This is a genomic window from Myroides sp. C15-4, from assembly GCF_050522745.1.
Taxonomy (GTDB): Bacteria; Bacteroidota; Bacteroidia; order Flavobacteriales; family Flavobacteriaceae; genus Flavobacterium.
The window spans coordinates 78,838-100,633 of the sequence record NZ_JBMVQX010000008.1 but is presented as its reverse complement, the minus strand read 5'-3'; the positions used below and the strand labels follow the sequence as shown (position 1 = coordinate 100,633).

21 protein-coding genes are annotated in these 21,796 nt (G+C 36.5%); 10 read left to right on the top strand and 11 right to left on the bottom strand.

The genetic code is table 11. The features are described from left to right. Positions 1-134: 134 nt before the first annotated feature. Genes accD through ACPDHL_RS05995 form a run of 3 tightly spaced genes read right to left on the bottom strand, consistent with a single transcriptional unit; the run spans position 135 to position 4,639 of the window. On the bottom strand, positions 135-992 hold the full coding sequence (accD, locus tag ACPDHL_RS06005) for an acetyl-CoA carboxylase, carboxyltransferase subunit beta (RefSeq protein WP_430531890.1): 858 nt from the start codon (positions 990-992) through the stop codon (positions 135-137). Between the two features lie 45 nt (positions 993-1,037). Further along, a complete protein-coding gene (fbaA, locus tag ACPDHL_RS06000; protein ID WP_182625625.1) occupies positions 1,038-2,105 on the bottom strand; it encodes a class II fructose-bisphosphate aldolase in 1,068 nt (355 codons plus the stop codon). 47 nt (positions 2,106-2,152) lie between these two features. Further along, on the bottom strand, positions 2,153-4,639 hold the full coding sequence (locus ACPDHL_RS05995) for a BamA/TamA family outer membrane protein (protein ID WP_430531889.1): 2,487 nt from the start codon (positions 4,637-4,639) through the stop codon (positions 2,153-2,155). Positions 4,640-4,759: 120 nt separating this feature from the next. On the opposite strand from ACPDHL_RS05995, the gene ACPDHL_RS05990 reads away from it, so the two are divergent. Continuing rightward, positions 4,760-5,500 carry a TrmH family RNA methyltransferase gene (locus tag ACPDHL_RS05990; protein ID WP_430531888.1) on the top strand — a complete coding sequence of 247 codons (741 nt, stop codon included), beginning with the start codon at positions 4,760-4,762 and terminating at the stop codon, positions 5,498-5,500. Here the strand turns inward: ACPDHL_RS05990 and ACPDHL_RS05985 are convergent. The 7 genes from ACPDHL_RS05985 to ACPDHL_RS05955 form a co-directional block, all read right to left on the bottom strand. After that, complete coding sequence (locus tag ACPDHL_RS05985; RefSeq protein WP_430531887.1) at positions 5,487-6,284, bottom strand: porin family protein; 798 nt, start codon at positions 6,282-6,284, stop codon at positions 5,487-5,489. The two genes, ACPDHL_RS05990 and ACPDHL_RS05985, sit on opposite strands and share 14 nt — an antisense overlap. 2 nt (positions 6,285-6,286) lie before the next feature. Continuing rightward, positions 6,287-7,015, bottom strand: coding sequence for a bifunctional demethylmenaquinone methyltransferase/2-methoxy-6-polyprenyl-1,4-benzoquinol methylase UbiE (gene ubiE / locus ACPDHL_RS05980; protein WP_430531886.1), 729 nt, complete (start codon positions 7,013-7,015; stop codon positions 6,287-6,289). Between the two features lie 114 nt (positions 7,016-7,129). Further along, a complete protein-coding gene (locus ACPDHL_RS05975) occupies positions 7,130-7,696 on the bottom strand; it encodes a GNAT family N-acetyltransferase (protein WP_430531885.1) in 567 nt (188 codons plus the stop codon). A gap of 53 nt (positions 7,697-7,749) precedes the next feature. After that, on the bottom strand, positions 7,750-9,195 hold the full coding sequence (locus tag ACPDHL_RS05970; RefSeq protein WP_430531884.1) for an alanine/glycine:cation symporter family protein: 1,446 nt from the start codon (positions 9,193-9,195) through the stop codon (positions 7,750-7,752). 277 nt (positions 9,196-9,472) lie between these two features. Further along, on the bottom strand, positions 9,473-10,000 hold the full coding sequence (locus tag ACPDHL_RS05965) for an inorganic diphosphatase (protein ID WP_430531883.1): 528 nt from the start codon (positions 9,998-10,000) through the stop codon (positions 9,473-9,475). 86 nt (positions 10,001-10,086) lie between these two features. After that, complete coding sequence (locus tag ACPDHL_RS05960; protein WP_430531882.1) at positions 10,087-12,579, bottom strand: DUF5686 family protein; 2,493 nt, start codon at positions 12,577-12,579, stop codon at positions 10,087-10,089. 90 nt (positions 12,580-12,669) lie between these two features. Continuing rightward, complete coding sequence (locus ACPDHL_RS05955) at positions 12,670-13,647, bottom strand: pyruvate dehydrogenase complex E1 component subunit beta (protein WP_430531881.1); 978 nt, start codon at positions 13,645-13,647, stop codon at positions 12,670-12,672. Positions 13,648-14,155: 508 nt separating this feature from the next. Between ACPDHL_RS05955 and ACPDHL_RS05950 the strand changes: the two genes are divergently transcribed. The 9 genes from ACPDHL_RS05950 (at position 14,156) to ACPDHL_RS05910 (ending at position 20,833) form a co-directional block, all read left to right on the top strand. Continuing rightward, positions 14,156-14,524 carry a hypothetical protein gene (locus ACPDHL_RS05950; RefSeq protein WP_430531880.1) on the top strand — a complete coding sequence of 123 codons (369 nt, stop codon included), beginning with the start codon at positions 14,156-14,158 and terminating at the stop codon, positions 14,522-14,524. A gap of 703 nt (positions 14,525-15,227) precedes the next feature. Continuing rightward, entirely contained in the window at positions 15,228-15,974 is a 747-nt protein-coding gene (locus ACPDHL_RS05945) for an electron transfer flavoprotein subunit beta/FixA family protein (RefSeq protein ID WP_430531879.1), read from the top strand. Between the two features lie 33 nt (positions 15,975-16,007). After that, entirely contained in the window at positions 16,008-16,976 is a 969-nt protein-coding gene (locus ACPDHL_RS05940; protein ID WP_430531878.1) for an electron transfer flavoprotein subunit alpha/FixB family protein, read from the top strand. Between the two features lie 101 nt (positions 16,977-17,077). After that, the gene (locus ACPDHL_RS05935) at positions 17,078-17,689 is read left to right on the top strand and encodes a bifunctional nuclease domain-containing protein (RefSeq protein ID WP_430531877.1); all 612 of its coding nucleotides are present in this window, start codon (positions 17,078-17,080) and stop codon (positions 17,687-17,689) included. An 18-nt stretch (positions 17,690-17,707) separates the two neighbouring features. Next, complete coding sequence (locus ACPDHL_RS05930) at positions 17,708-18,532, top strand: thymidylate synthase (protein ID WP_430531876.1); 825 nt, start codon at positions 17,708-17,710, stop codon at positions 18,530-18,532. Between the two features lie 19 nt (positions 18,533-18,551). Beyond that, positions 18,552-18,932 carry a 2TM domain-containing protein gene (locus tag ACPDHL_RS05925; protein ID WP_430531875.1) on the top strand — a complete coding sequence of 127 codons (381 nt, stop codon included), beginning with the start codon at positions 18,552-18,554 and terminating at the stop codon, positions 18,930-18,932. Between the two features lie 4 nt (positions 18,933-18,936). Further along, entirely contained in the window at positions 18,937-19,422 is a 486-nt protein-coding gene (locus ACPDHL_RS05920) for a dihydrofolate reductase (RefSeq protein WP_430531874.1), read from the top strand. A gap of 2 nt (positions 19,423-19,424) precedes the next feature. Next, complete coding sequence (locus ACPDHL_RS05915; protein WP_430531873.1) at positions 19,425-20,219, top strand: hypothetical protein; 795 nt, start codon at positions 19,425-19,427, stop codon at positions 20,217-20,219. After that, positions 20,219-20,833 carry a deoxynucleoside kinase gene (locus ACPDHL_RS05910; RefSeq protein WP_430531872.1) on the top strand — a complete coding sequence of 205 codons (615 nt, stop codon included), beginning with the start codon at positions 20,219-20,221 and terminating at the stop codon, positions 20,831-20,833. Before ACPDHL_RS05915 ends, ACPDHL_RS05910 begins: the two co-directional genes overlap by 1 nt. A gap of 41 nt (positions 20,834-20,874) precedes the next feature. Here ACPDHL_RS05910 and gldA read toward each other — a convergent pair whose 3' ends face one another. Beyond that, positions 20,875-21,786, bottom strand: a complete 912-nt coding sequence (gldA, locus tag ACPDHL_RS05905; protein WP_430531871.1) for a gliding motility-associated ABC transporter ATP-binding subunit GldA — start codon at positions 21,784-21,786, stop codon at positions 20,875-20,877. Positions 21,787-21,796 lie beyond the last annotated feature (10 nt).

Here is a 21,796-nt window from a genome sequence, read left to right as displayed (position 1 = left end):
CCAAACAACAAATCGAAAATCGAAGATTCATCGAACACATCGTGCAAAGAGCAAAGAACAAAGAGCAAAGAACTTAAGTATACCATCACTCATTTCCATAAAAAAAGTCTTCCGAGAGGAAGACTTTTTTATGATTAGTGTCTGATTGGACGATTTAAAATCAAATCCAAGTATAGATTTAGGTTTTTCTTTAATTCTTTACGGTGTGTAATGAAGTCTAAGAATCCGTGTTCTAATAAAAATTCAGAAGTTTGGAATCCTTCAGGTAAATCTTTTCCTGTTGTATCTTTTACGATTCGAGGTCCAGCGAAGCCAATTAAAGCTCCAGGTTCTGCGATATTGATATCACCTAACATAGCGAAAGATGCTGAAATACCACCTGTTGTTGGATCCGTACAAAGTGAAATGTAAGGAATCTTAGCATCACTAAGTTGAGTTAACTTAGCAGAAGTTTTTGCCATTTGCATCAATGAAAAACCAGCTTCCATCATACGTGCTCCTCCTGATTTAGAAATCATTAGAAAAGGAATTTTGTGCTTTAAAGAATAGTCAATTCCCCTAGCGATTTTTTCACCTACTACAGATCCCATTGATCCACCAATAAAAGCGAAATCCATGGCTGCAACAACTAGTTTTTCTCCTTTTGAATTACCGACAGCTACACGCACAGCATCATTGAGTTGCGTTTTTGAAGTAGCTTCCTTTAAGCGATCTACGTATTTTTTTGTATCCTCAAATTTCAACATATCTTTTGAAGATAAGCTTTTTGCTATTTCTTTGTAATCGCCATTATCAAAAAGAATTTCAAAATACTCTTTACTGCCAATTCGAACGTGGTAACCATCTTCAGGGCTAACCCAAAGATTTTTTTCTAACTCTTCAGAATCAATTATTTTACCCGTTGGTGATTTGTACCATAATCCTTTTGGTATATCCTTTTTGTCCTCAGTTGGTGTTTGAATTCCTTTTTCTTTTCTTTTAAACCAAGCCATAAATGTCTGTTTTGTTTATACTATGTTAATAGGTTTCTCAAGAAACTACAACGTATTTACATTGTTTAAGTCTTTAAATGCCTCTTCTAAGCGAGTATTGAAAGTTACTTCTCCTTGTCTTACCCATCCACGAGGATCGTAGTACTTTTTATTTGGTACATCGGCTCCTTCTGGGTTACCTATTTGAGTTTTTAAATAATCAATTTTAGAAGTCATATAATCTCTAATTCCTTCTGTGTAAGCAAACTGAAGATCTGTATCGATATTCATTTTAATTACACCATATGAAATGGCTTCTCTAATTTCTTCTAATGATGAACCTGAACCACCGTGGAAAACAAAGTCAACTGGATTGTGTCCTAAGTTGAATTTTTTAGCCACATAGTCTTGCGAGTTCTTTAAGATGATTGGCGTAAGCTTTACGTTTCCAGGTTTGTAAACACCGTGAACGTTTCCAAAAGCTGCTGCAATAGTAAAACGAGGGCTAATTTTGCTTAATTCCTCATAAGCATAAGCTACTTCGTCTGGTTGTGTATATAGTTTTGAAGAGTCAACACCTGTATTGTCTACACCATCTTCTTCTCCACCTGTAATTCCCAATTCAATTTCTAAAGTCATACCCATCTTATCCATGCGTTCAAGGTATTTTTTAGAAATTTCTATATTTTCTTTGATAGGTTCTTCTGATAAATCAATCATATGAGAGCTGAATAACGGTTTTCCGTATTTAGCCATATGTTCTTCACTTGCATCTAGTAAACCATCAATCCAAGGTAGTAGTTTTTTAGCACAGTGATCTGTATGTAAAATAACAGACACGCCATAGGCTTCAGCTAATGTGTGTACGTGTTTTGCTCCTGCAATAGCTCCTGCAATAGCCGATTTTTGATTTTCATTCGATAAACCTTTCCCTGCCATGAAAGAAGCACCACCATTCGAAAATTGAATAATAACAGGTGCATTGAGTTTTGCTGCTGTTTCCAATACTCCGTTGATCGTACTAGAACTAGTCACGTTAACAGCTGGTAAAGCAAAACCTTTCTCTTTTGCATAATTGAATATTTCTTGCACTTGATCTCCAAATGCTACTCCAGGTTTAATATTGTGTGCCATAGTCGTGTTGTTTAATTTATTCGACAAAAATACTAATTATTATTTGATTAGAATGGATAATTAATACCAACATTCCAGACAGCCTCTCTTAGGCTAAATTCTCCAAACCATTTGCGTTTGGTGTATATCGAAGGATCGTAGGTTTTGAATCCTGCATCTAATCGAAATACAAAGAAACTAAAGTCATAGCGTATTCCCAAACCAGAACTCACTGCCATGTCTTTGAGTGAGCTTATTCCGTTGAAGGTATAATTTTTATCCTCCACATTATCAAAGACATTCCAAATGTTTCCAGCATCTACAAAGAACGCACCGTTCCATTTTCCACTGATGTTAAAGCGGTATTCTGTACTAAAGAAGAGTTTCATATTCGCTTCGTTAAAGTCGTTGATTCCACCGCTTTTTCCTGGACCCAGACGGTAAGATTGCCAACCGCGATTGTCATTGGATCCCCCAGAAAAGTAGCTGCGTGAGAATGGAATTGAGTTCGCATTGCCATAGGGAACAGCAAGACCTCCAAATAGGCGTAGGGCTACTACCTGTTGACGGCCTAAATCCCAGTATTTAACATAGTCTAGTTCTGTTTTGACATACTGTGAGTATTCTACGTCAAAGAGGGTTTTTTTTCCGGTATTGCCTTCTTTATTGCTTACGCCATTCATAAAAAGATTGAGCATTCCCCCTGCTGCTTCTACTTTTGCTCGTACAGTATAAAAACTTTGATCGTTGATTCCCGTACGCGTAGAAGAGTTAAACGAGATGTTTGAGGCTAAGATTAGGTTATTTTCAGAAAGCCTAACTTTTCGCTCCTCGATACTTCGGATCTCACTGTAATCATTGGGCTCGATCCCCATGGGATTGTTAGGGGCTAACGCATCTTTAATGAATTGATTGGCCCCTTCGCCTTGTATTGTTAAATTGCCATTGGCATCTACATATTCATCTGGTACGTCATAGTTTTGGGAAATGCTATTTAAGGTGGTATAGGATGATTTGTAAACGCTAAAATAATTATTGGGGTTGGTATTTCGAACATACTGAATATTCGCTACATCGACACTAAATGAATTTTTGCGTGAAGGATACCAGCTATAGTTGATTATACCTGTAAAATTATCTTTGTCTAATCCAATATTTCGCTGTCTTGCAAAACCAAAACTCATGGCCGTCGTTGGCAACATCGTTTTAGGAATGATTTTGTTGGAGGCAAAAGGGAATAAGAAACGCGGAAACGTCAATTTGATATCCGCTCCATATTCCGTAACATTGAAAAATACATCATTAGGGTTACTCATTTGACGAGAGGATCCAATAGTTCCTCTCAAACCAAACTCTAAGATTTCGGCTCCCCTAAAGACATTTCGGAATAGTAATCCCATGCTTCCACCAATACCAAAATCTTGAATATTGGAGTGGGTGACATCCAAAGAAGGGTTAAAGGTCATCTTTTTTCTCGAAGTCAAGTAAATATTACTGATCAATGTATTGCCTTCTGGATCTGTAGGATCTTCCAAATATTCAATTACAGGATAGTTGAAGATACGCAAGTTACTAATAGAACGCGAAGTTAAAATACGTCTCGAGTCACTAAATGTACTTTCAGGTGTAATAAAAATGGCATCAGTTAATGCTTTGGGTTTATATTGTAGTTTTGTTGAACTGTAGATATTAAAACCGTTGTATTGCAAGCTATCTAATACATAGGCTTTGTTTTTAGAAACGTTATCCGTGAATATATTCACTTTGCTGATTTGATAAATCTTAAAGGGAACCTGTGTTAGCGTATCGCCTGATTTTACCGTTTGTTGGTCGACAATAAGTAAAACATTCGCTTTGTTTTTGCGATCCAAAATAGTATCTACCTCATAGCGGATATTGATTTCTTGGAAGTGATAAGCCCCGTTATTTCTAAAAATAGAAGTCAAGCGTTTGCGTTCTTCTTCAAAGTTGTTTACATCAAATACTGTATTTTCTTTGAGGGTACTTTTTGGTTTATTTGTTTCGTATAAGGTTTTTAGCGCAGGGGTGGAAATATGGTACGCAATGCTGTCAATATAGTACGGATCACCCGTTGTCACATGATACGAATTGGTTATTTTTTGATTGGCTATCTGCTTGGTTTCATTGGTTACTTTGGTATCGAAGTAGCCTTTGTTGAAATAGTAGTTCTTTAATCGCGTTCGTGATTTCTCCGTTTTAAGGCTATCGTATAAAACGGGAGGTTCACCTGTTTTCATTAAAAAATTGTTGAAACCCGAAATAACAAATGACTCCCCTAAGCGGTTTACTTGCTTTCGCGAAAGCAATCCTTCTAAGGCTTTATCTGTTTTGGGGTGTTTGTCTAGCCAAGCGTGGTAGTTCGAATCTGCATCTTGTCGCGCTAGGTTGTATAGATTCAAGCGCAGGCGAGTGCCTATTACGGGAAATTTACTATTTGGTTGCTGGTAGAGCTGATTGTGAATTTCTTCTTTTGAAGTTTTCTTATCGTTGATATCAATGGTGTTCTCCATCAATAAATCATAATCCTCTGGCACATTCTTCGTTAGTGAACACGAAAAAAAATATGCAGAGAGTATAAGAATAAATACTATTTTTGATAAAAATTTGCCCAACTTTATTACATCGATATATATAGATCAAAAATACATTTTTTTATGGTTACCAAAAACCAAATTAAACGAATAAAAAGCCTTCATCAAAAAAAATACAGAAAAGAATACCAATTGTTTATTGCAGAAGGGGTTAAAGTGATCGAAGAACTCTTGCAATCTTCTTTTGTTTTGGAACATTTGTATGTGACCCAAGATATGGGATTTGAAGTGCCTGAAAATCAGATAACAGAGGTGTCACAGGAGGATTTGAAGAAAATGAGTGCTTTGACAACCACGCCTAATTGCTTGGCTGTTTTTCATTGTTTAGCAAGTAAGACCGTTGATTTTTCGGATTGGGTAGTGGCCTTAGATGATATTCGCGATCCAGGTAATTTAGGAACGATTATTCGCTTGTGTGATTGGTTCGGAATTCGTCATTTGGTGTGTTCTTCAGAAACGGTAGATGTATATAATCCAAAGGTAATTCAGGCTACTATGGGGTCTGTTTCTCGTGTAAATATTGTATACACAGATTTAGCTGCTTTATTGTCTACTACAGCTGTACCTGTCTATGGGACCTTTTTGGGAGGAGAAAATATATACGAAATGAATGCGGTACAGCCAGGAGTAATTGTAATGGGTAATGAAGCCAATGGGATTTCAGCAGTCTTAGAACAAATGGTTACGCGTAGAATAACCATACCGCGTTTCGGTGATTTACAACAAACGGAAAGTTTAAATGTTGCGATGGCAACTTCTATTGTTTTAAGTGAATTCCGAAGAACGGTTTTTAGTGCACCGTAAAATTCAAGAAAATACCTCTAGTTTTCATAGAAGTAATATGCCCAGTCCATGGACTATCTGGATTGCGATCCCGAATTAATTCGTCGTTTAACCCAAATACACCACGAATAGAAGGGCTGAATTTAAAGTATTCAAAATAGATATCAACACCCACCCCAAGTTCGTAATTGGTGGTCCATTGTTTCATTCTCCAAACCCCTTCGTAATTATCGTCTTCTGATTTGTGATTGCTGCTTAAATTTAAGTCAGCCGAAAAACCTCCAACCACATAAGGACGAATATTTCCTGTACGCAAAGCAGAAAACTTCAAGAGTAAAGGGAAGTGAATCAGTGTGGTACTGATCGATTTCGAGCTAGAGTTTAGTAACTCCTGTACGGTAGGTAGCGTTTCAATTGGTTTATTGGCATAATAATCCATAATGAGTGCGCTAGGAAACTTTAAGTCTCGTTTAGAATACACTAATCCTGGTTCAAAACGCAAGTCTAAGTATTCGTTGATGCGCAGGTTTCCAACAAGTCCAACGTTAAAACCCATTGCACCCGTAACTTGAATCTCCGCATGGTCTGTACCATATTCTTGACTCAGTTCTCGTATTTTATCGTAGTACTGTTTATCGTAAGAATAATTGAAATTCAGGAAATTCGAACCAATATAGTATCCATAATGAACACGTTGTTTGTCCCAGTCGGGTTTATTGCGAATAGGGTTTTTTCCAAAAATCCACTGTGCAGATACATTTGCAGAGGTGAATAAAATAACAAATAAAATAAACAGTTTTCTCATAACTACTTTGAAGCAGAATATATGGTTGCTATACCCATCGTTTGCGGACGGTGTTTTACAGTTTTAAACCCAACTTTCACTAGAATATTGTTCAACTCTTGTCCAAAAGGGAAATTTTTGGCTGAATCGGATAAATATTTATAAGCATCTTGATCTTTTGAAAACATTTTTCCCATGAAAGGCATGATGTTTTTGGTGTAAAAGAAGTATCCTTGCTTAAATGGAAATTTAGTCGGAACTGAGGTTTCTAAGATAATAAAAATTCCATTAGGTTTTAATACTCTTAAAATTTCTGTTAAACCTTTTTCTAAATTTTCAAAATTTCGTATACCAAAGCCAACGGTAATAGCATCAAAGGAGTTGTCTTCAAAGGGTAAATTCTCCGAATCTCCCTGAATCATTTCGATTCTTTTCTCGAGATTTAAGGCTTGAATTTTTTTTCTTCCCACCTCTAGCATTCCAGCAGATAGGTCGAGTCCCGTGATTTTTTGAGCGTTAGTCTTAGACAATAGAATAGCCATATCACCTGTTCCAGTGGCAATATCTAAAATAGTCGTCGGATTTGTTTCCGCAACCAGTTTTAAAACTTTTCTTCTCCAGCCTTGATCCGTCCCTAATGAGATCATTCGATTCAAATTGTCATAATTACCAGAAATTGTATCGAACATTTGCTCTACTTGTTGTTTTTTTCCAAGCTGAGAATCTTTATAGGGCGTGATATTTTTACTCATTGTGATTATTTTTAGGCAAATATAAATAATCTCTATCAAAAAGAAGATTTCTGATCAGGAATAAAGCAAAGGAACTAAAAAAGGGAATATCAAAATGATATTCCCCTGTTTATTTTAGAATTGAATGTACATGTGGTAGTATTCTCCGCCAACAAAATCAAGTTGTTTGCCTTGAACAAATCCCAATCTTGAATAGAGTTTCATTGCATTGGGGTTTTCTAAATCGACAATCAGTCCGATTTGTTTGTATTGTTGTGCTTTAGCAAAATCCGCTGCAGCTTTTAACAAATGACTGCCAACGCCTTTCCCTTGTGCTAAAGGAGATACAGCTACTGTATCTAAGTAGTATTCCCCACCTTCAGTTTCGGGTTCGGGAATCATTTCATTGCTGTACTTTTTCTTCATTAAATCAAGTACAGGTTGTCTTAATTTGATAAAGTCATCTCCGTTGTATCCTGTAATGGAACCAACTACATTTTCCTCTTCATCTACAGCGACAAAGGTATTTTGATAGCTATATAAGTTATCGGGTTGTTTGAATAAGGTAGTCAGAAAATGAATGGCTTCTTCAATATCTTCTTGTTGAATGAAACTGAACACGATGTCTTCCATCGCTTGTAACATTAATTCAGGAACAACGTCGAAATCTTCTTGCTGTGCAGGTCTAATGGTAAAATGCATGATGCTGTTTTTAAATTTTAAACAAAGGTAGGAAAGAGTTCGCAGGTGTTCAACTAACTTTTTCTTTCTTTTAAGAGTCTTTGCCAAATAGGACTTGCATTTTTTATTTTTAGTTTTTCTGGATCAAAGATTGGGTTTAGTCCTTGTTTATATTGAGCAATATAGTCGTGTAGGGCGGTAATGGTTGGTTTGTGTAGCAAGAGAATGACGATAAAATTAATCCATGCCATCAGGCCAACACCAATATCCCCAATTCCCCAAGCAATAGATGATTTATTGATTGAGGCATAAAAAACGGTTGCCAATAGTATTAGGCGCATGATCCAACGCAAGATTATTTTGGGTTGATTGGTTAAGTAATTAAAATTGGATTCGGCGATAAAGACGTACGCCATAATGGTTGTAAAGGCGAAAAAGGTCAAGGCGAGGGCTATAAACTGACTGGCAATTAGCGGAAAGTGAACGGCAATGGCTTGTACAGTATAGGCAGAACCTGCTTCAACACCTGGAATATGTTGAACAATATAGTTTCCTGCTTGATCAAATACATTGTATTGATGGGTGAATAAGATCATTAAAGCGGTTGCTGTACAGACAAAAAGTGTGTCGATATAAACCGAAAAAGCTTGTACCAATCCTTGTTTAACAGGGTGTGAAGTCTCAGATGCAGCAGCAGCATGTGGAGCTGTTCCTTGTCCTGCTTCATTGGAGTAGATGCCTCGTTTGACTCCCCAAGCAATAGCAGCACCGAAAATACCACTGAAAGTAGCTTCTAAATTAAAGGCTGAACGGAAGATTAAAGCGAAAATACCTGGTATTTCTTTGGCGTTTATAGCAATAATAACAACAGCCATAATAATGTAGATCAATGCCATAAATGGCACAATTACTTGAGCGATGTTTCCAATTTTTTTAGCTCCCCCGAACACAGTTAAGCTTAATACGATACAAACGCCGAGTCCCGTTATCCATTGCGGAACATCAAAAGCATCTTTGATACTAATTGAGATGCTGTTTCCTTGAATACTCGGTAGAAATAACGTACAGCTTATGATGGTTAGCACAGCAAATGCGATGGCTAGTTTTTTGTTATTCAGCCCTTTTTCAATGTAAAAGGCGGGACCTCCACAGTACTGACCGTTTTTTTCTTCCTTGTATATTTGAGCTAAGGTAGATTCAACAAAAGCAGAAGCGCTCCCTAAGAATGCTATGATCCACATCCAAAAAATAGCACCAGGTCCGCCGTAGGCAATCGCAGTAGCAACGCCTACAATATTTCCTACACCCACACGGCCTGCAATAGCGATGCTGAAGGCCTGGAAAGGACTTACCCCTTTTTCTGATGAACCTTCTGTAAAGAGGAGCCTGACCATTTGTTTGAGATAACGCACCTGTATAAAACGCGTCTTGATGGTAAAAAATAACCCAGCTCCTAAGCATAAGAAAATGAAAATATCCGACCAGATTACGTTGTTGATTGCTTTAATTGCTTGTTCCATGTGATTTAATTTGAATTGAAAATAATAATTTTAAATTAAAGTCAATTGTTTTTTAGCAATAATATACGTAAAAAGGGTTTTTTGTTTGTAAACTATATTTTTTAAATGCTTTTTGTTGGGGAAAATGAAAACGTCAGGACGATTGGCTGAACTAAGAAAGTGGAGGGAATTGAGCTCAGTAGAATCGGTTCTCAAGAGGATGGGAGTGGAGTAAAAGAAAAAGCCACCTCGTGGTGAAGTGGCTTTTTTATCGTATACTAGATGGTTTATTAGCTGCTTAGTAGCGAATGCTGAATAAACCTTCTGCTTTATTTTCTAAGTTATCAAAGCGTTCTTTACATTCTTTGATCATTTGGATTGCAGCAGCTTTATCTCCAAAACCGTTTGTAGTCACTTGTTTGTTTTCTAAGTCTTTGTAAACTTGGAAGAAATGCTCTACTTCTTTTTTGAAGTGTTCGTTCACATCGTTGATGTCGTTTAATTTGTTCATCAATGGATCAGAAACAGGAACACAAAGAATTTTTTCATCTTGTCCTTTATCATCCGCCATGTAGAAAATACCTACAGGTTTTACTTCTACAACCATTCCTGGAAGAGATGGTTCAGTAAACAATACTAATACGTCAAGTGGATCACCATCTAAAGCTAATGTTTCAGGAATGAAACCATAGTCTGCAGGGTATCTCATGTTTGAGTAAAGTAAACGGTCGAATCTCAATCGTTTTAAATCGAAATCATATTCATATTTATTTCTACTACCTGCTGGAATTTCAACAAAGGCGTCAAAAGTTTCGAATGTACTCATATTCATTTATTTTTATAATCAAATAACTTAATAATGGGTGCAAAAATACTTCAATTCGTGCGTTTTAGCAAGTTTTATCTTTATTATTAGAAATAAATTGCAAATGAGCCTCGTATCGCAAATTTTCTAGCATCTGGCATATCCAAGTAATTTCCTCTCCAGCTTAAGTCAAGTCGAAATACCTTAAATATGTTTCCAACTCCAACGTAGTATTCGTAATAAAAATCTTCAGGTGCTTTATATACCAATTGAGAAGCATTCAAGTCGATATTTTCTTGAGAGATCTTTCCATAAATTCCTCTAAAACCAACGATTTCTCGGAGGTTTAGGTCTCTAAACCAAGGAATTCTCGAGAGCAATCGCCCACCAAAATTGTGCTCTAAGTGAATAGACGCGTATTCATTGGTGACAAACTCATAGTAATTCAAGTTAGCAAATGTATTCTCAATGTTAAACCACGATTGGTTACCTGGAACAACGCTCAATAGACCTAACGGTACCTCACCAAACGTTTTTCCCGCTTCAAAGGTGGTAGTGAATGTTCCAAAACCACCGAGTAAAATTGGTTTTCTCGCATAGAGTTGGACTTTATCATACTGGAAATTACTGTCGAAAGCCCCTTTGAATCCGTGACTATAACGCAGGTATAATTTTAAGTATTTCTTGTCAATTTCATTTCGATCTACCCCATAACCAATGGTTCTTTTTCCAGGGGTATAGTCAATGGCCATTTCAATTTCCGATTGCTTGGTTTCATTAGAAATCATCGTGCGTTCTTTGTCGATATAGTAATCGAGATTAAAGAGTTCCGATGCTGGTTTTAAGGTACGGTAACTGAAGGTCGTTAAAAAGCGCAAGTTTTTAACGGGTTCAATTTCTAATCCAACAGTTGATAAATTAATATCGGTTAGTTTAGAGTTATCGCCACTAGCAAAAAGAGAACTCGATGCAAAACTTCGTCCTAATACGTCATTGGTCTCCGTTAAGCTTACCCCAATTTGTTCGACATCTCGGCGATTTCCTCCAAAGAGAATAAAACGAGAAGGACTGTGTAGGATGAGTCTTCCACTCATTCCGTATTTGAATTTATTGTCTTTGAAGCCATAAGCTCCATAACCTTCAAGTCTCCATTTGTCATTCGGACCAAAATAGGTTCTACCTCCTGCACGCATGCGCAAGCCTTCAATATCGTTATAGCCAAAGGTTGAGAAAATTGGACCATAGTCTAATTTATACTTCGGAATATTGTAGTAATTACTCGCAATTGTAGAGGTGAAATTAAATAAAAACCTGAATTTGGGTACGGTTTTTAAGGTATCTAACATTTTATAAATACCATATTCATCTTTACTCAGGGATTCAAAGCGGTAGTTTTGCCAGAATTCATCCGAGCGATTGTAAATCGATTCGTCATATTGGTTTACATCTGCACGATAAAAATCCTCAGGGTGTTTGATGTTGAATTGGTGGTTTTGGTAAATGGTGGTTCGCTTTCCATAAATACCTTTTGACTTTTCCTTTTTAGAAAGAGCAAAGTCAGACATGAAATGATCGCGTGTCAGCAAGAAAACGGAGTCATTTAAGACGTCGAATTCTTGTTCAATATAGATTTCTTTGATCCAGTTGATGTTGGCATCTCGACTGGCTTCCATGTTGATTTTCTTGATGGCAAAGGTCGAGTCATTCACCCAAAAGTCTCCTTTAAAGGTAAGTTCTCCTTTTCGTCTAGGGTAGTACACAATATTGTAGCACCATTTATTGTCAATAAAGGCACTATCTGCTAATACGTAGTTGTATACGTTTATTCCCGTTCTCGACAAAGGACTGACGAAGTCTTTGTCGAAGATCTTGATGTAGTTGTTGTAAATATTATATTCAGCATATAAATCTTTTACAAACTCAATGATGTGTTGGTTGGTATCAAATCCTGAGTTTTTGTTACCCAGGGTTTTTTCTATTTTTTTGTTGTCGAGATTATCGCCATATACCTGTCCAATATTTTCATTGATAAAGATAGGAAGATAGGTTTTACCTGTGATGCGGTTGGTATCTACTTGATCAAAGATAAATTCCATGCCCCTGAAAATTTTGCTTTTGCGATAAGCACTGTCGATGGAGTTCAAGTCGAATTCGATTTTTTCGTATTTATCAAATTCGTATTGGTCGAACATATACAAGCCGTTTTTGCGCTTGCGCTCCCATATTTTTCTTAAAATATCGAGGGCAGGGTTGTTTTTCTTGGAGGTTTTTCCTGTGTAAATGCGGACTTCTTCCAACATATTATCCTCTTGTAATGTGATGGTTAAGTCAAGGTTGCTGCGATTTTTTAGCGGAATGTGAGCTGTCTTATAGCCAACGAAAGACACGACCAACGTATCGTAGTTTTTATCAGTTTCCAAATAGAACTTTCCAAGCTCATTTGCAATGACTCCTTGCGTAGAATTCTTGAAATAAACGCTTGCATAGGATACCTCTACATTGTTAGAGTCGTTAATTTTACCACTTACTTTTGTTTGCGCAAAGCTCTGAAAATGAGCAAATAAAAAGGGGATTAGGTAAAATAATATCTTTTTTTTCATAGTCAATATTAGGCATAAATACAAAAAACTCCATCCTAAAAAATAAGATGGAGTAATTCAAATATACAATTTTTTTTTACTTAAAAAAGTTTATCTGTATAGTACTTTTTTCACTGCCTTGATTACATCATTTGCATTGGGTAACCATTGCTCTAGTAATACGGGTGAATAAGGTGCAGGTGTATCTGCTGTAGTAATTCTTTGAATCGGAGCATCTAAGTGATCGAATGCTTGTTCTTGAACTAAGTACGTAATCTCTGAAGATACACTTCCAAATGGCCAAGCCTCTTCTAAAATAACCAAACGGTTGGTTTTCTTTACTGAAGTTAAGATCGCTTCTTGATCCATTGGACGAACCGTACGCAAGTCAATTACCTCACAAGAGATTCCCTCTTTTTCTAATTCTTCAGCCGCTTTTAATGCTTCTTTGATAATTTTACCAAACGAAACAATCGTTACGTCTTTTCCTTCTCTTTTAATATCAGCTACTCCAATAGGTAGCGTGTATTCTCCCTCTGGTACTTCTCCTTTATCACCATACATTTGCTCTGACTCCATGAAAATAACAGGGTCATTGTCGCGAATCGCCGATTTCAATAATCCTTTTGCGTCATAGGGAGTAGATGGAACTACCACTTTTAAACCTGGTACGTTAGCAAACCAATTTTCAAAGGCTTGTGAGTGCGTAGCACCTAATTGTCCAGCTGAAGCAGTTGGTCCGCGAAATACAATTGGAATGTTGAATTGACCACCTGACATCTGACGCATTTTAGCTGCGTTGTTTATAATTTGGTCGATTCCTACTAAAGAGAAGTTGAATGTCATAAATTCAACAATCGGACGGTTTCCATTCATGGCAGAACCAACAGCAATTCCCGCAAAACCAAGTTCTGCAATAGGAGCGTCAATTACGCGTTTAGGACCGAATTCGTCCAACATACCTTTTGAAGCTTTATATGCACCATTATATTCAGCTACTTCTTCTCCAATTAAATATATGGTTTCATCGCGACGCATTTCTTCGCTCATAGCTTCACATACGGCCTCTCTAAATTGAATCGTTCTCATAAGTTCTTATTTTCCGTAAAATTATTCAATAGTCACAAAAGTATGAAAAAATATCATTCTAACACTTATGTTCTATTCTGTTTTGTTTTTTTTAACGGCAAGCAAATTTTCGAAACAAGAATCTCCTTTTTTTCTACTCTTAAGCCCAAAAAAAGAGAAAAACAATACCGCTTTTTGCTTTTATCAGGTGGATTTGAAAAACAAGAGCGATACACTTTATCTTTTTTAGTGGAAATCTGACTGTGGAATACTAAATGAAATAAATTTGTTGTTTGTATTTTTAACTTTTTGACAATGAATTATTTATAAAATGTTGTTTTTTGAGGGGTTGGATTTTTATGACTTCGAATGAGGAAAGAAGCTAGTAATTGTACGGTTTTTGAGATTAACTGCTTCTTTTTGTGGAAAAAATACACAAATTGATGTAGTTTTTCCGATTGAATTAAATTAGTTGTAAATATCTCAGATACGTATTTTATTTGTGTCGTAAAACTCAAAAATGCTAATTATGTTGAAAAAAATTAAAGTTGCACTTATATGTGCAGTAGTAGCTATGGGCGCGTCTTCATGCAGTAGTGATGATAGCTCTTCAAGTGATAGTGGATATGAAATTGTTGCTAAAACTTCTGATAATGCGGTAATTCACAATATCGTTGTTGTAGAAGGTGGATCAACAGAATCAATTGCGGATTTGGGGAAAAAAGAATGGTCTAAATCGTTTTCAGGAAAGAAAGTAGTAGCAGTTTCTGTTACGGGAAGTACCATTGATGGCGAGGATAAAAAAGGACTTTTAATGTTGGAAATTATTAAAGACGGAAAAGTAATCGAAACCTCAAAATCAGAAGGAGATATTTTAGTAGCTAGTGTTACCAAATAAGAAAAAGATTATTTTTTAAAACAGAAGTAAATTTTTTTACAATAAAAAGGAAGAGGGTGCCCCAAAAGGGCATCCTTTTTTTGGTTAACAGTTTACCGGTTTACGGTGAACAGTTCACTATTTACTATTTACTATTCACTATTTACTATTCACTATTTACTATTCACTATTTACCATTCACTATTTACCATTCACCATTCACCATTTACCATTTACCATTCACCATTTACCATTCACCATTCACCAGTTTAGAACGCAGCGTAAGTCTTTACCTTATTTTCTTTAATATGTTACTAGTATAGGTGCATGTTGCGTCTATAGTCAGTCTATTAAATGCGTTGTTTTTAATAGACGCACTATGGAGTCATTATGGACTCACAATGGACGCACTCCAAAGAAAACTTATCTCCCTGTCGATGGAGGTTGTAAAAGGATTAGTTTAATTCTAACAGTGAGTTTTTTTATAGTAAGGAGAAATCGAAGACGAATGCAAATTGCAAACTTTTTAATTTTTTGACTTTTGTTTCAAGAAATGGTTATTTGAAGCAAGATTTCCTCTAAAAGATATTGACTTATTGGGTGATTTAGTGAATTATATTTGGTTAATTCAAACTTAATTAGTATGCTTGCATAGTAAAATATTGAAAATTAATTCTTATTTTCGTTCACAAGTAATATTGTAAAACAAAAAACTATAATAATAATGAAGATATTAGTTTGCATCAGCCACGTGCCTGATACTACATCAAAAATCAATTTCACAAATGGTGATGCTGAGTTTGATACCAATGGAGTGCAATTTGTGATCAATGCTAACGATGAATATGCATTAACACGTGCCATTTGGTTTAAAGAAAAACAAGGAGCTACGGTAACAGTAGTAAATGTTGGAGGAGCTGATACAGAGCCTACCTTAAGAAAAGCATTGGCAATTGGAGCTGATGAAGCAATTCGCGTAAATGCAGTGCCTACAGATGGTGCATTTGTTGCAAAACAAGTAGCTGAAGTAGTGAAAAATGGTGGATACGATTTAGTATTAGCAGGAAAAGAATCATTAGACTATAATGGTGGAATGGTTCCCGGAATGTTAGCTGCTATGTTAGGTTACGATTTCATCAATTCATGTGAAGGAATCGATGTGGATGGTACAGCAGTAAAAGCAATTCGTCAAATTGATGGAGGTAAAGAGACAATATCTGGAAAATTACCAGTAGTTATTGGTGGACAAAAAGGATTAGTAGACGAGAAAGACTTGCGTATTCCAAATATGCGTGGAATTATGGCTGCTAGAACAAAAGCCTTGACTGTTCTTGAACCAGTAGGAGCAGAAGCTGTAACAAAAGCAGTGAAATTTGAAAAACCAGCTGCAAAATCAGCTTGTAAAATGATTGCTCCAGATAACTTAGATGAGTTAATCAACTTATTGCACAACGAAGCAAAAGTGATCTAATTCTAGTAATTTTTAACCTTAAAAAGAAAAAGTATGTCAGTTTTAATATATGCTGAATCAGCAGAAGGAAAATTTAAAAAAGTAGCATTAGAGTTAGCTTCTTATGCGAAAAAAGTAGCAGAATCATTGGGAACAACAGTTACAGCTGTAACGGTTAATGCTTCTGATGTTAGCGAATTAGGAAAATACGGGGTAGACAAGGTATTGAAAGTATCTAGCGATAAATTAAATACATTCAACGCCAAAGCATATGCCGATGTAATCAAACAAGCCGCTCAAAAAGAAGGGGCTAAATTGGTGATCTTATCTTCTTCAACCGATAGTTTGTATGCAGCGCCAGCTGTAGCGGTTGGATTGAATGCAGGTTTTGCTTCAAACGTAGTAGCACTACCAGAAAGTACAGCTCCATTTGTAGTAAAAAGAACTGGTTTTTCAAATAAAGCATTCAACTTTACAGAAATTTCTTCGGATGTAAAAGTAATGGCTTTAGGGAAAAATTCTTTCGGATTAGTAGAAGCTTCAGGAGCTGCTGCAACGGAAGATTTTGCACCAAGCTTAAATGATGCAGACTTCAGCCTAAAAGTAGAAGGAGTAGAGAAAGTATCTGGAAAAGTAACGATTGCTGATGCGGATATCGTTGTTTCTGGTGGACGTGGTATGAAAGGACCAGAAAACTGGGGCATGTTAGAAGATTTAGCAGAAGTATTAGGTGCTGCTTTAGCTTGTTCTAAACCTGTATCTGATGTGGGATGGAGATCACACGAAGAGCACGTAGGACAAACAGGTAAACCTGTAGCTGCTAACCTTTATATTGCAGTAGGTATTTCTGGAGCAATCCAACATATTGCAGGGGTAAACTCATCCAAAGTGAAAGTAGTAATCAACACAGATCCAGAAGCTCCTTTCTTCAAAGTTGCAGACTACGGAATTGTTGGAGATGCGTTCCAGGTACTTCCTCAATTAGTTGAGAAATTAAAAGACTTTAAAGCGAAAAACGCGTAATAGCATTTTTTGATTTAGATAATTTACCAAGACAGTAACTAAAATCTAAAGATTGTTTATCTTTGATTTAGTTACTGTTTTTTGTTTTTATAAAGAAGATTATGAGTTTGATTAAGCTGACAGTTAAAGGAATTTCATATAGCCATTCTCAAAATGGAGCATATGCCTTGATTTTAGATGAAGAGCATGGAGATCGAAAATTGCCTATTGTTATTGGAGCTTTTGAAGCGCAAGCCATTGCAATCGCAATTGAGGAGGAGATTCGCCCTCCAAGACCTTTAACACACGATTTATTTAAGAGTTTTGCCGATACATTTGATATTCAATTGAAACACGTGATTGTTCATAAATTGGTGGATGGCGTGTTTTTTTCAAGCTTGGTCTGGGAGAAAAACGGCATAGAAGAAGTGATGGATGCCCGTACTTCTGATGCAATTGCCTTGGCGATTCGCTTTTTTGCACCCATTTATACGTATCCTGATATTATGAATAAAGCGGGAATCATTTTAAGTGGAAGCCCAGAAGTTGAAGAGGAAACAGCCGACGATGATATCGCCAGTCAAGTAGAACAGTTTTTAGAGTTGGACATCGAAGGAAAAGGGTATAATAAATACGCATTAGCTGATTTACAACGCCTACTCAACGAAGCTATTGGCAATGAAGACTACGAAACAGCAGCGCGAATTAGAGACGAAATTAGTAAGCGATCATAGATAAAAAGGAGTGAAGGAATGAAACAATATTTGAATTTAGTACAAGAAGTTTTAGATAAAGGGGTGCAAAAAGGAGACCGTACAGGAACGGGAACAAAGAGTATTTTTGGCCATCAAATGCGTTTTGATTTAGCCGAAGGTTTTCCTCTTGTTACGACCAAAAAAGTACACTTGAAGTCTATTATACACGAATTGTTGTGGTTTTTAAAAGGAGAAACCAATATTGCTTACCTCAAAGAAAACGGTGTTCGTATTTGGGATGAATGGGCTGATGAAAATGGAGACTTAGGTCCAGTCTATGGATACCAATGGCGCAACTGGAATGGTGAAGGCATTGATCAAATTAAAGAAGTGATTGATACCTTAAAAACAAATCCCGATAGTAGACGTATTATGGTTTCTGCATGGAATCCAAGTGTATTACCAGATACCAGCGTTTCTTTTGCAGAAAATGTAGCTAATAACAAAGCCGCTTTACCTCCGTGTCACTCGTTTTTTCAGTTCTATGTAGCGGAAGGGAAATTGTCTTGTCAGTTGTACCAACGTAGTGCTGATGTGTTTTTAGGAGTGCCCTTTAATATTGCTTCCTATGCTTTACTAACCCTAATGGTTGCTCAAGTTTGCGATTTAGAAGTAGGGGATTTTATCCATACGTTTGGCGATGTGCACATTTACAACAATCACATTGAACAAGTAAACCTGCAATTGAGTCGTACGCCTTATGCTTTGCCAACAATGAAAATCAATCCGAATGTAAAAGATATTTTTAGCTTTACCTATGAGGATTTTACGTTAGAAGATTACGTATCACATCCCGCGATAAAAGGTAAAGTATCTGTATAATTTCTAATCCAAAAATGCTATGGAAAAAACGGAAGCAATTAAACAGTACGAGTATGCCAAGAATCGAATCAAACAACGCAAGATGTTATTATTTCACTTTGTTGTTTTTCTATTAGGGGCACTTGTTTTATACGCAATTAATATGTGGGTGAAAGATCCACAACTCGTTGGGGTCTGGTGGACCTATGCTGTGGGAGCCTGGGCTTTACTCTTGCTCTTTCACGTGATTAATGTATGGGTCATCAATCGCTTTATGGGACCTGCTTGGCAAGAGCGCGAAATTGAACGACTCATTGGCATCCAACAAGAAAAAATTAGACAACTACGAGCGAAAGTGGAAAAGGACTTTCCCCTAGTAGATGTTAAACGAGACTTAAACCAAGACGATTCAAAACACTAATTCGATGATTATCCTAATCGCTGCTGTTGCAGAGCAAAACGTATTGGGCAAAGACAATGCAATCATTTGGCATTTACCCGATGATTTCAAACATTTTAAAACGTTAACCTCCCATCATTATATCATTATGGGACGCAAGACGTTTGAGTCATTTCCCAAACCTTTACCCAATAGAACACATGTCATTATCACGAGACAAGAGGACTATGTCGTTCCCGAAAATTGTATTGTTGTTCACAGCTTAGAAGAAGCACTAGAGCGGACCAAAGACGAAGAACAGGTGTATGTGATCGGAGGGGGAGAAATTTACACGCTGGCTTTGCCTATTGCAGATCAATTAGAAATAACTCAAGTTCACGCCTCTTTTGATGGAGATGCGTTTTTTCCTGAATTCTCAACTTCCGATTGGCAATTGGTCAAAGAGAATTATCATCCCATCGATGAAAAACACGCCTATGCTTTTACTTTTCAAACCTATATTAGGAAGTAAATATGAAAAAGTTTATTGCTTTTCTCCTGCTTTGTGGTAGCTGGTCAACCTTGGCCCAAGAAACAATTAATGCCCAGTTTTTAAACAGTGAATCGCTAAAAGAAAAAGAAGTTTTTATCAGTAAAGACATCTTTGACAATACGTTTACGCGAGAGGACAATACCTTGCGAAAACGAAGTAAATACTCCTCAGAGCATTTTAGTTTACCCAAACTAGGTACATTAAAAATGATTGATCTGACCAATTCGCTTTTCCCAGTGTTATTCTATTCTGATTTTAATTCCATTGTTTTGCTGAGTAAAGAATTGGCTTTGTTGAATACCGTTGAATTAACAGGGCGATTTTCCGCTATGGATCCTGCTTATGTGGGTACCAGTACACAAAAGAACTTGTGGATTGTCAATCAAGCTAATCAAAGTGTATTGCGCTACAATTTAAGTACTTTAGAAGTGCGTAATATCTTTACCATTAAAGAGGATCAGATCAAGGACTATCAATCTACGTTGAACTACCTCTACCGCGTTACAGCAGATCATACAATCAAAGGAATTGATATTTATGGAAATGAAGTTTTGACCTATGCTTTACCTACTGATTATGATCAGATCCAAATCCTAAATAATAAACAGGTATTTTATTCGTATCTAAATAAGCTGTATTACGTTGATATGGAGAAGAATAAGATTGTCGAAATAAACATGGATGTAAAAAGCATTTCAGGCTTCTTTTATAACACTCAAAAATTGAGTATTTTTACCGAACAGAAAGTAAATAATTATCAAATAAAATTACCGTAATGCACATAGCGATTGCTGGAAATATTGGAGCGGGAAAAACAACACTAACAAACTTATTAGCAAAACATTATGGATGGGAAGCACATTATGAAGATGTGGTAGATAATCCATATTTAGATGACTTTTACCATCAAATGGATCGTTGGTCATTTAATTTACAAGTTTATTTTTTGAACAGTCGTTTTCGCCAAGTACTTCAAATCAGACAGAGTGGAAAAACAATCATTCAAGATCGAACGATATATGAGGATGCTCATATTTTCGCTCCAAACTTGCATGCGATGGGGTTAATGTCCAATCGCGATTTTAAGAACTATGCGACACTTTTTGATTTAATGCAGGATTTGGTAGCAGCACCAGATTTATTAATTTATTTGAGAAGTACAGTACCTAATTTAGTTGGACAAATTCACAAAAGAGGGCGAGAGTATGAAAACTCAATTTCGATTGAGTATCTCAGCGGGTTAAATGAACGCTACGAAAATTGGATCAAAGGCTATGACAAAGGAAAGCTTTTAGTCATTGATGTGGACGACATGGATTTTGTAGATAAACCAGAGGATTTAGGACTGATTATCGATAAAATCAATGCAGAAATCAATGGATTATTTTAGATAAAACAAAAAAAGAGCCGTACGGCTCTTTTTTTTTATCGTTATTCTTGGGGTTCCGTAGCTGTAAATTCGTGAAAAAGCTTTTCTAAATTTTTGTTTTTAGGTTGTAGTGAAAGCGTTTTCAGTCCTTGTTGTTGTGCAAAGTCATACACCGTTGCACGGTAATCTTGCCCTATCGGGAAAACAAGATCCCATTGGGTATCGTGAATGTGATTGGCTTGTAGTAAATGGGGAATGCGATTGATGAATTCAATTTCAATTTTAAAGTCAAATTCAACAGAAATAATCTGTTCATTTTGATTTTCTAGTAAATCGTGCAACAATTGATCCGCAACAATCTGTCCTTTTTTGATGATTATGACGCGTTCGCAAATGGCTTCAACCTCTTGCATAATATGCGTCGAAAGAAAAACGGTTTTATCCTTTCCTACGGCTTTAATCAACGCTCTAATTTCGACCAATTGATTGGGGTCAAGTCCTGTTGTGGGCTCATCTAAGATCAATACCTCAGGGTCGTGAAGTAAAGCAGTTGCTATTCCCACACGTTGTCGATAGCCCTTCGATAGTTGACCAATTTTTTTGTGAGCTTCTGGTGTTAATCCTGTTAGGGTAATGACTTCTTCAATGCGCTCTTTTTTTACCTTGTAAATCGAGGCATTAAATTGTAAATACTCCCTTACATACATATCCAAATACAGCGGATTGTGTTCGGCTAAATACCCGATCGATTGCTGTACTTTTTTTGTTTGCGTGGCCACATGGTATTCATTGACATAGGCTGATCCTTCATCGCTGTGAATGAACGTGGTTAGTATTTTCATTAGGGTTGATTTTCCGGCGCCGTTTGGACCCAGAAAACCGACAATCTGTCCTTTGGGTATGGAGAAGTTAATAGCATTCAACGCCTGTTGTTCGCCATAATATTTACTAATGTTTTCTACTTTAATAGACATATGCAATGGG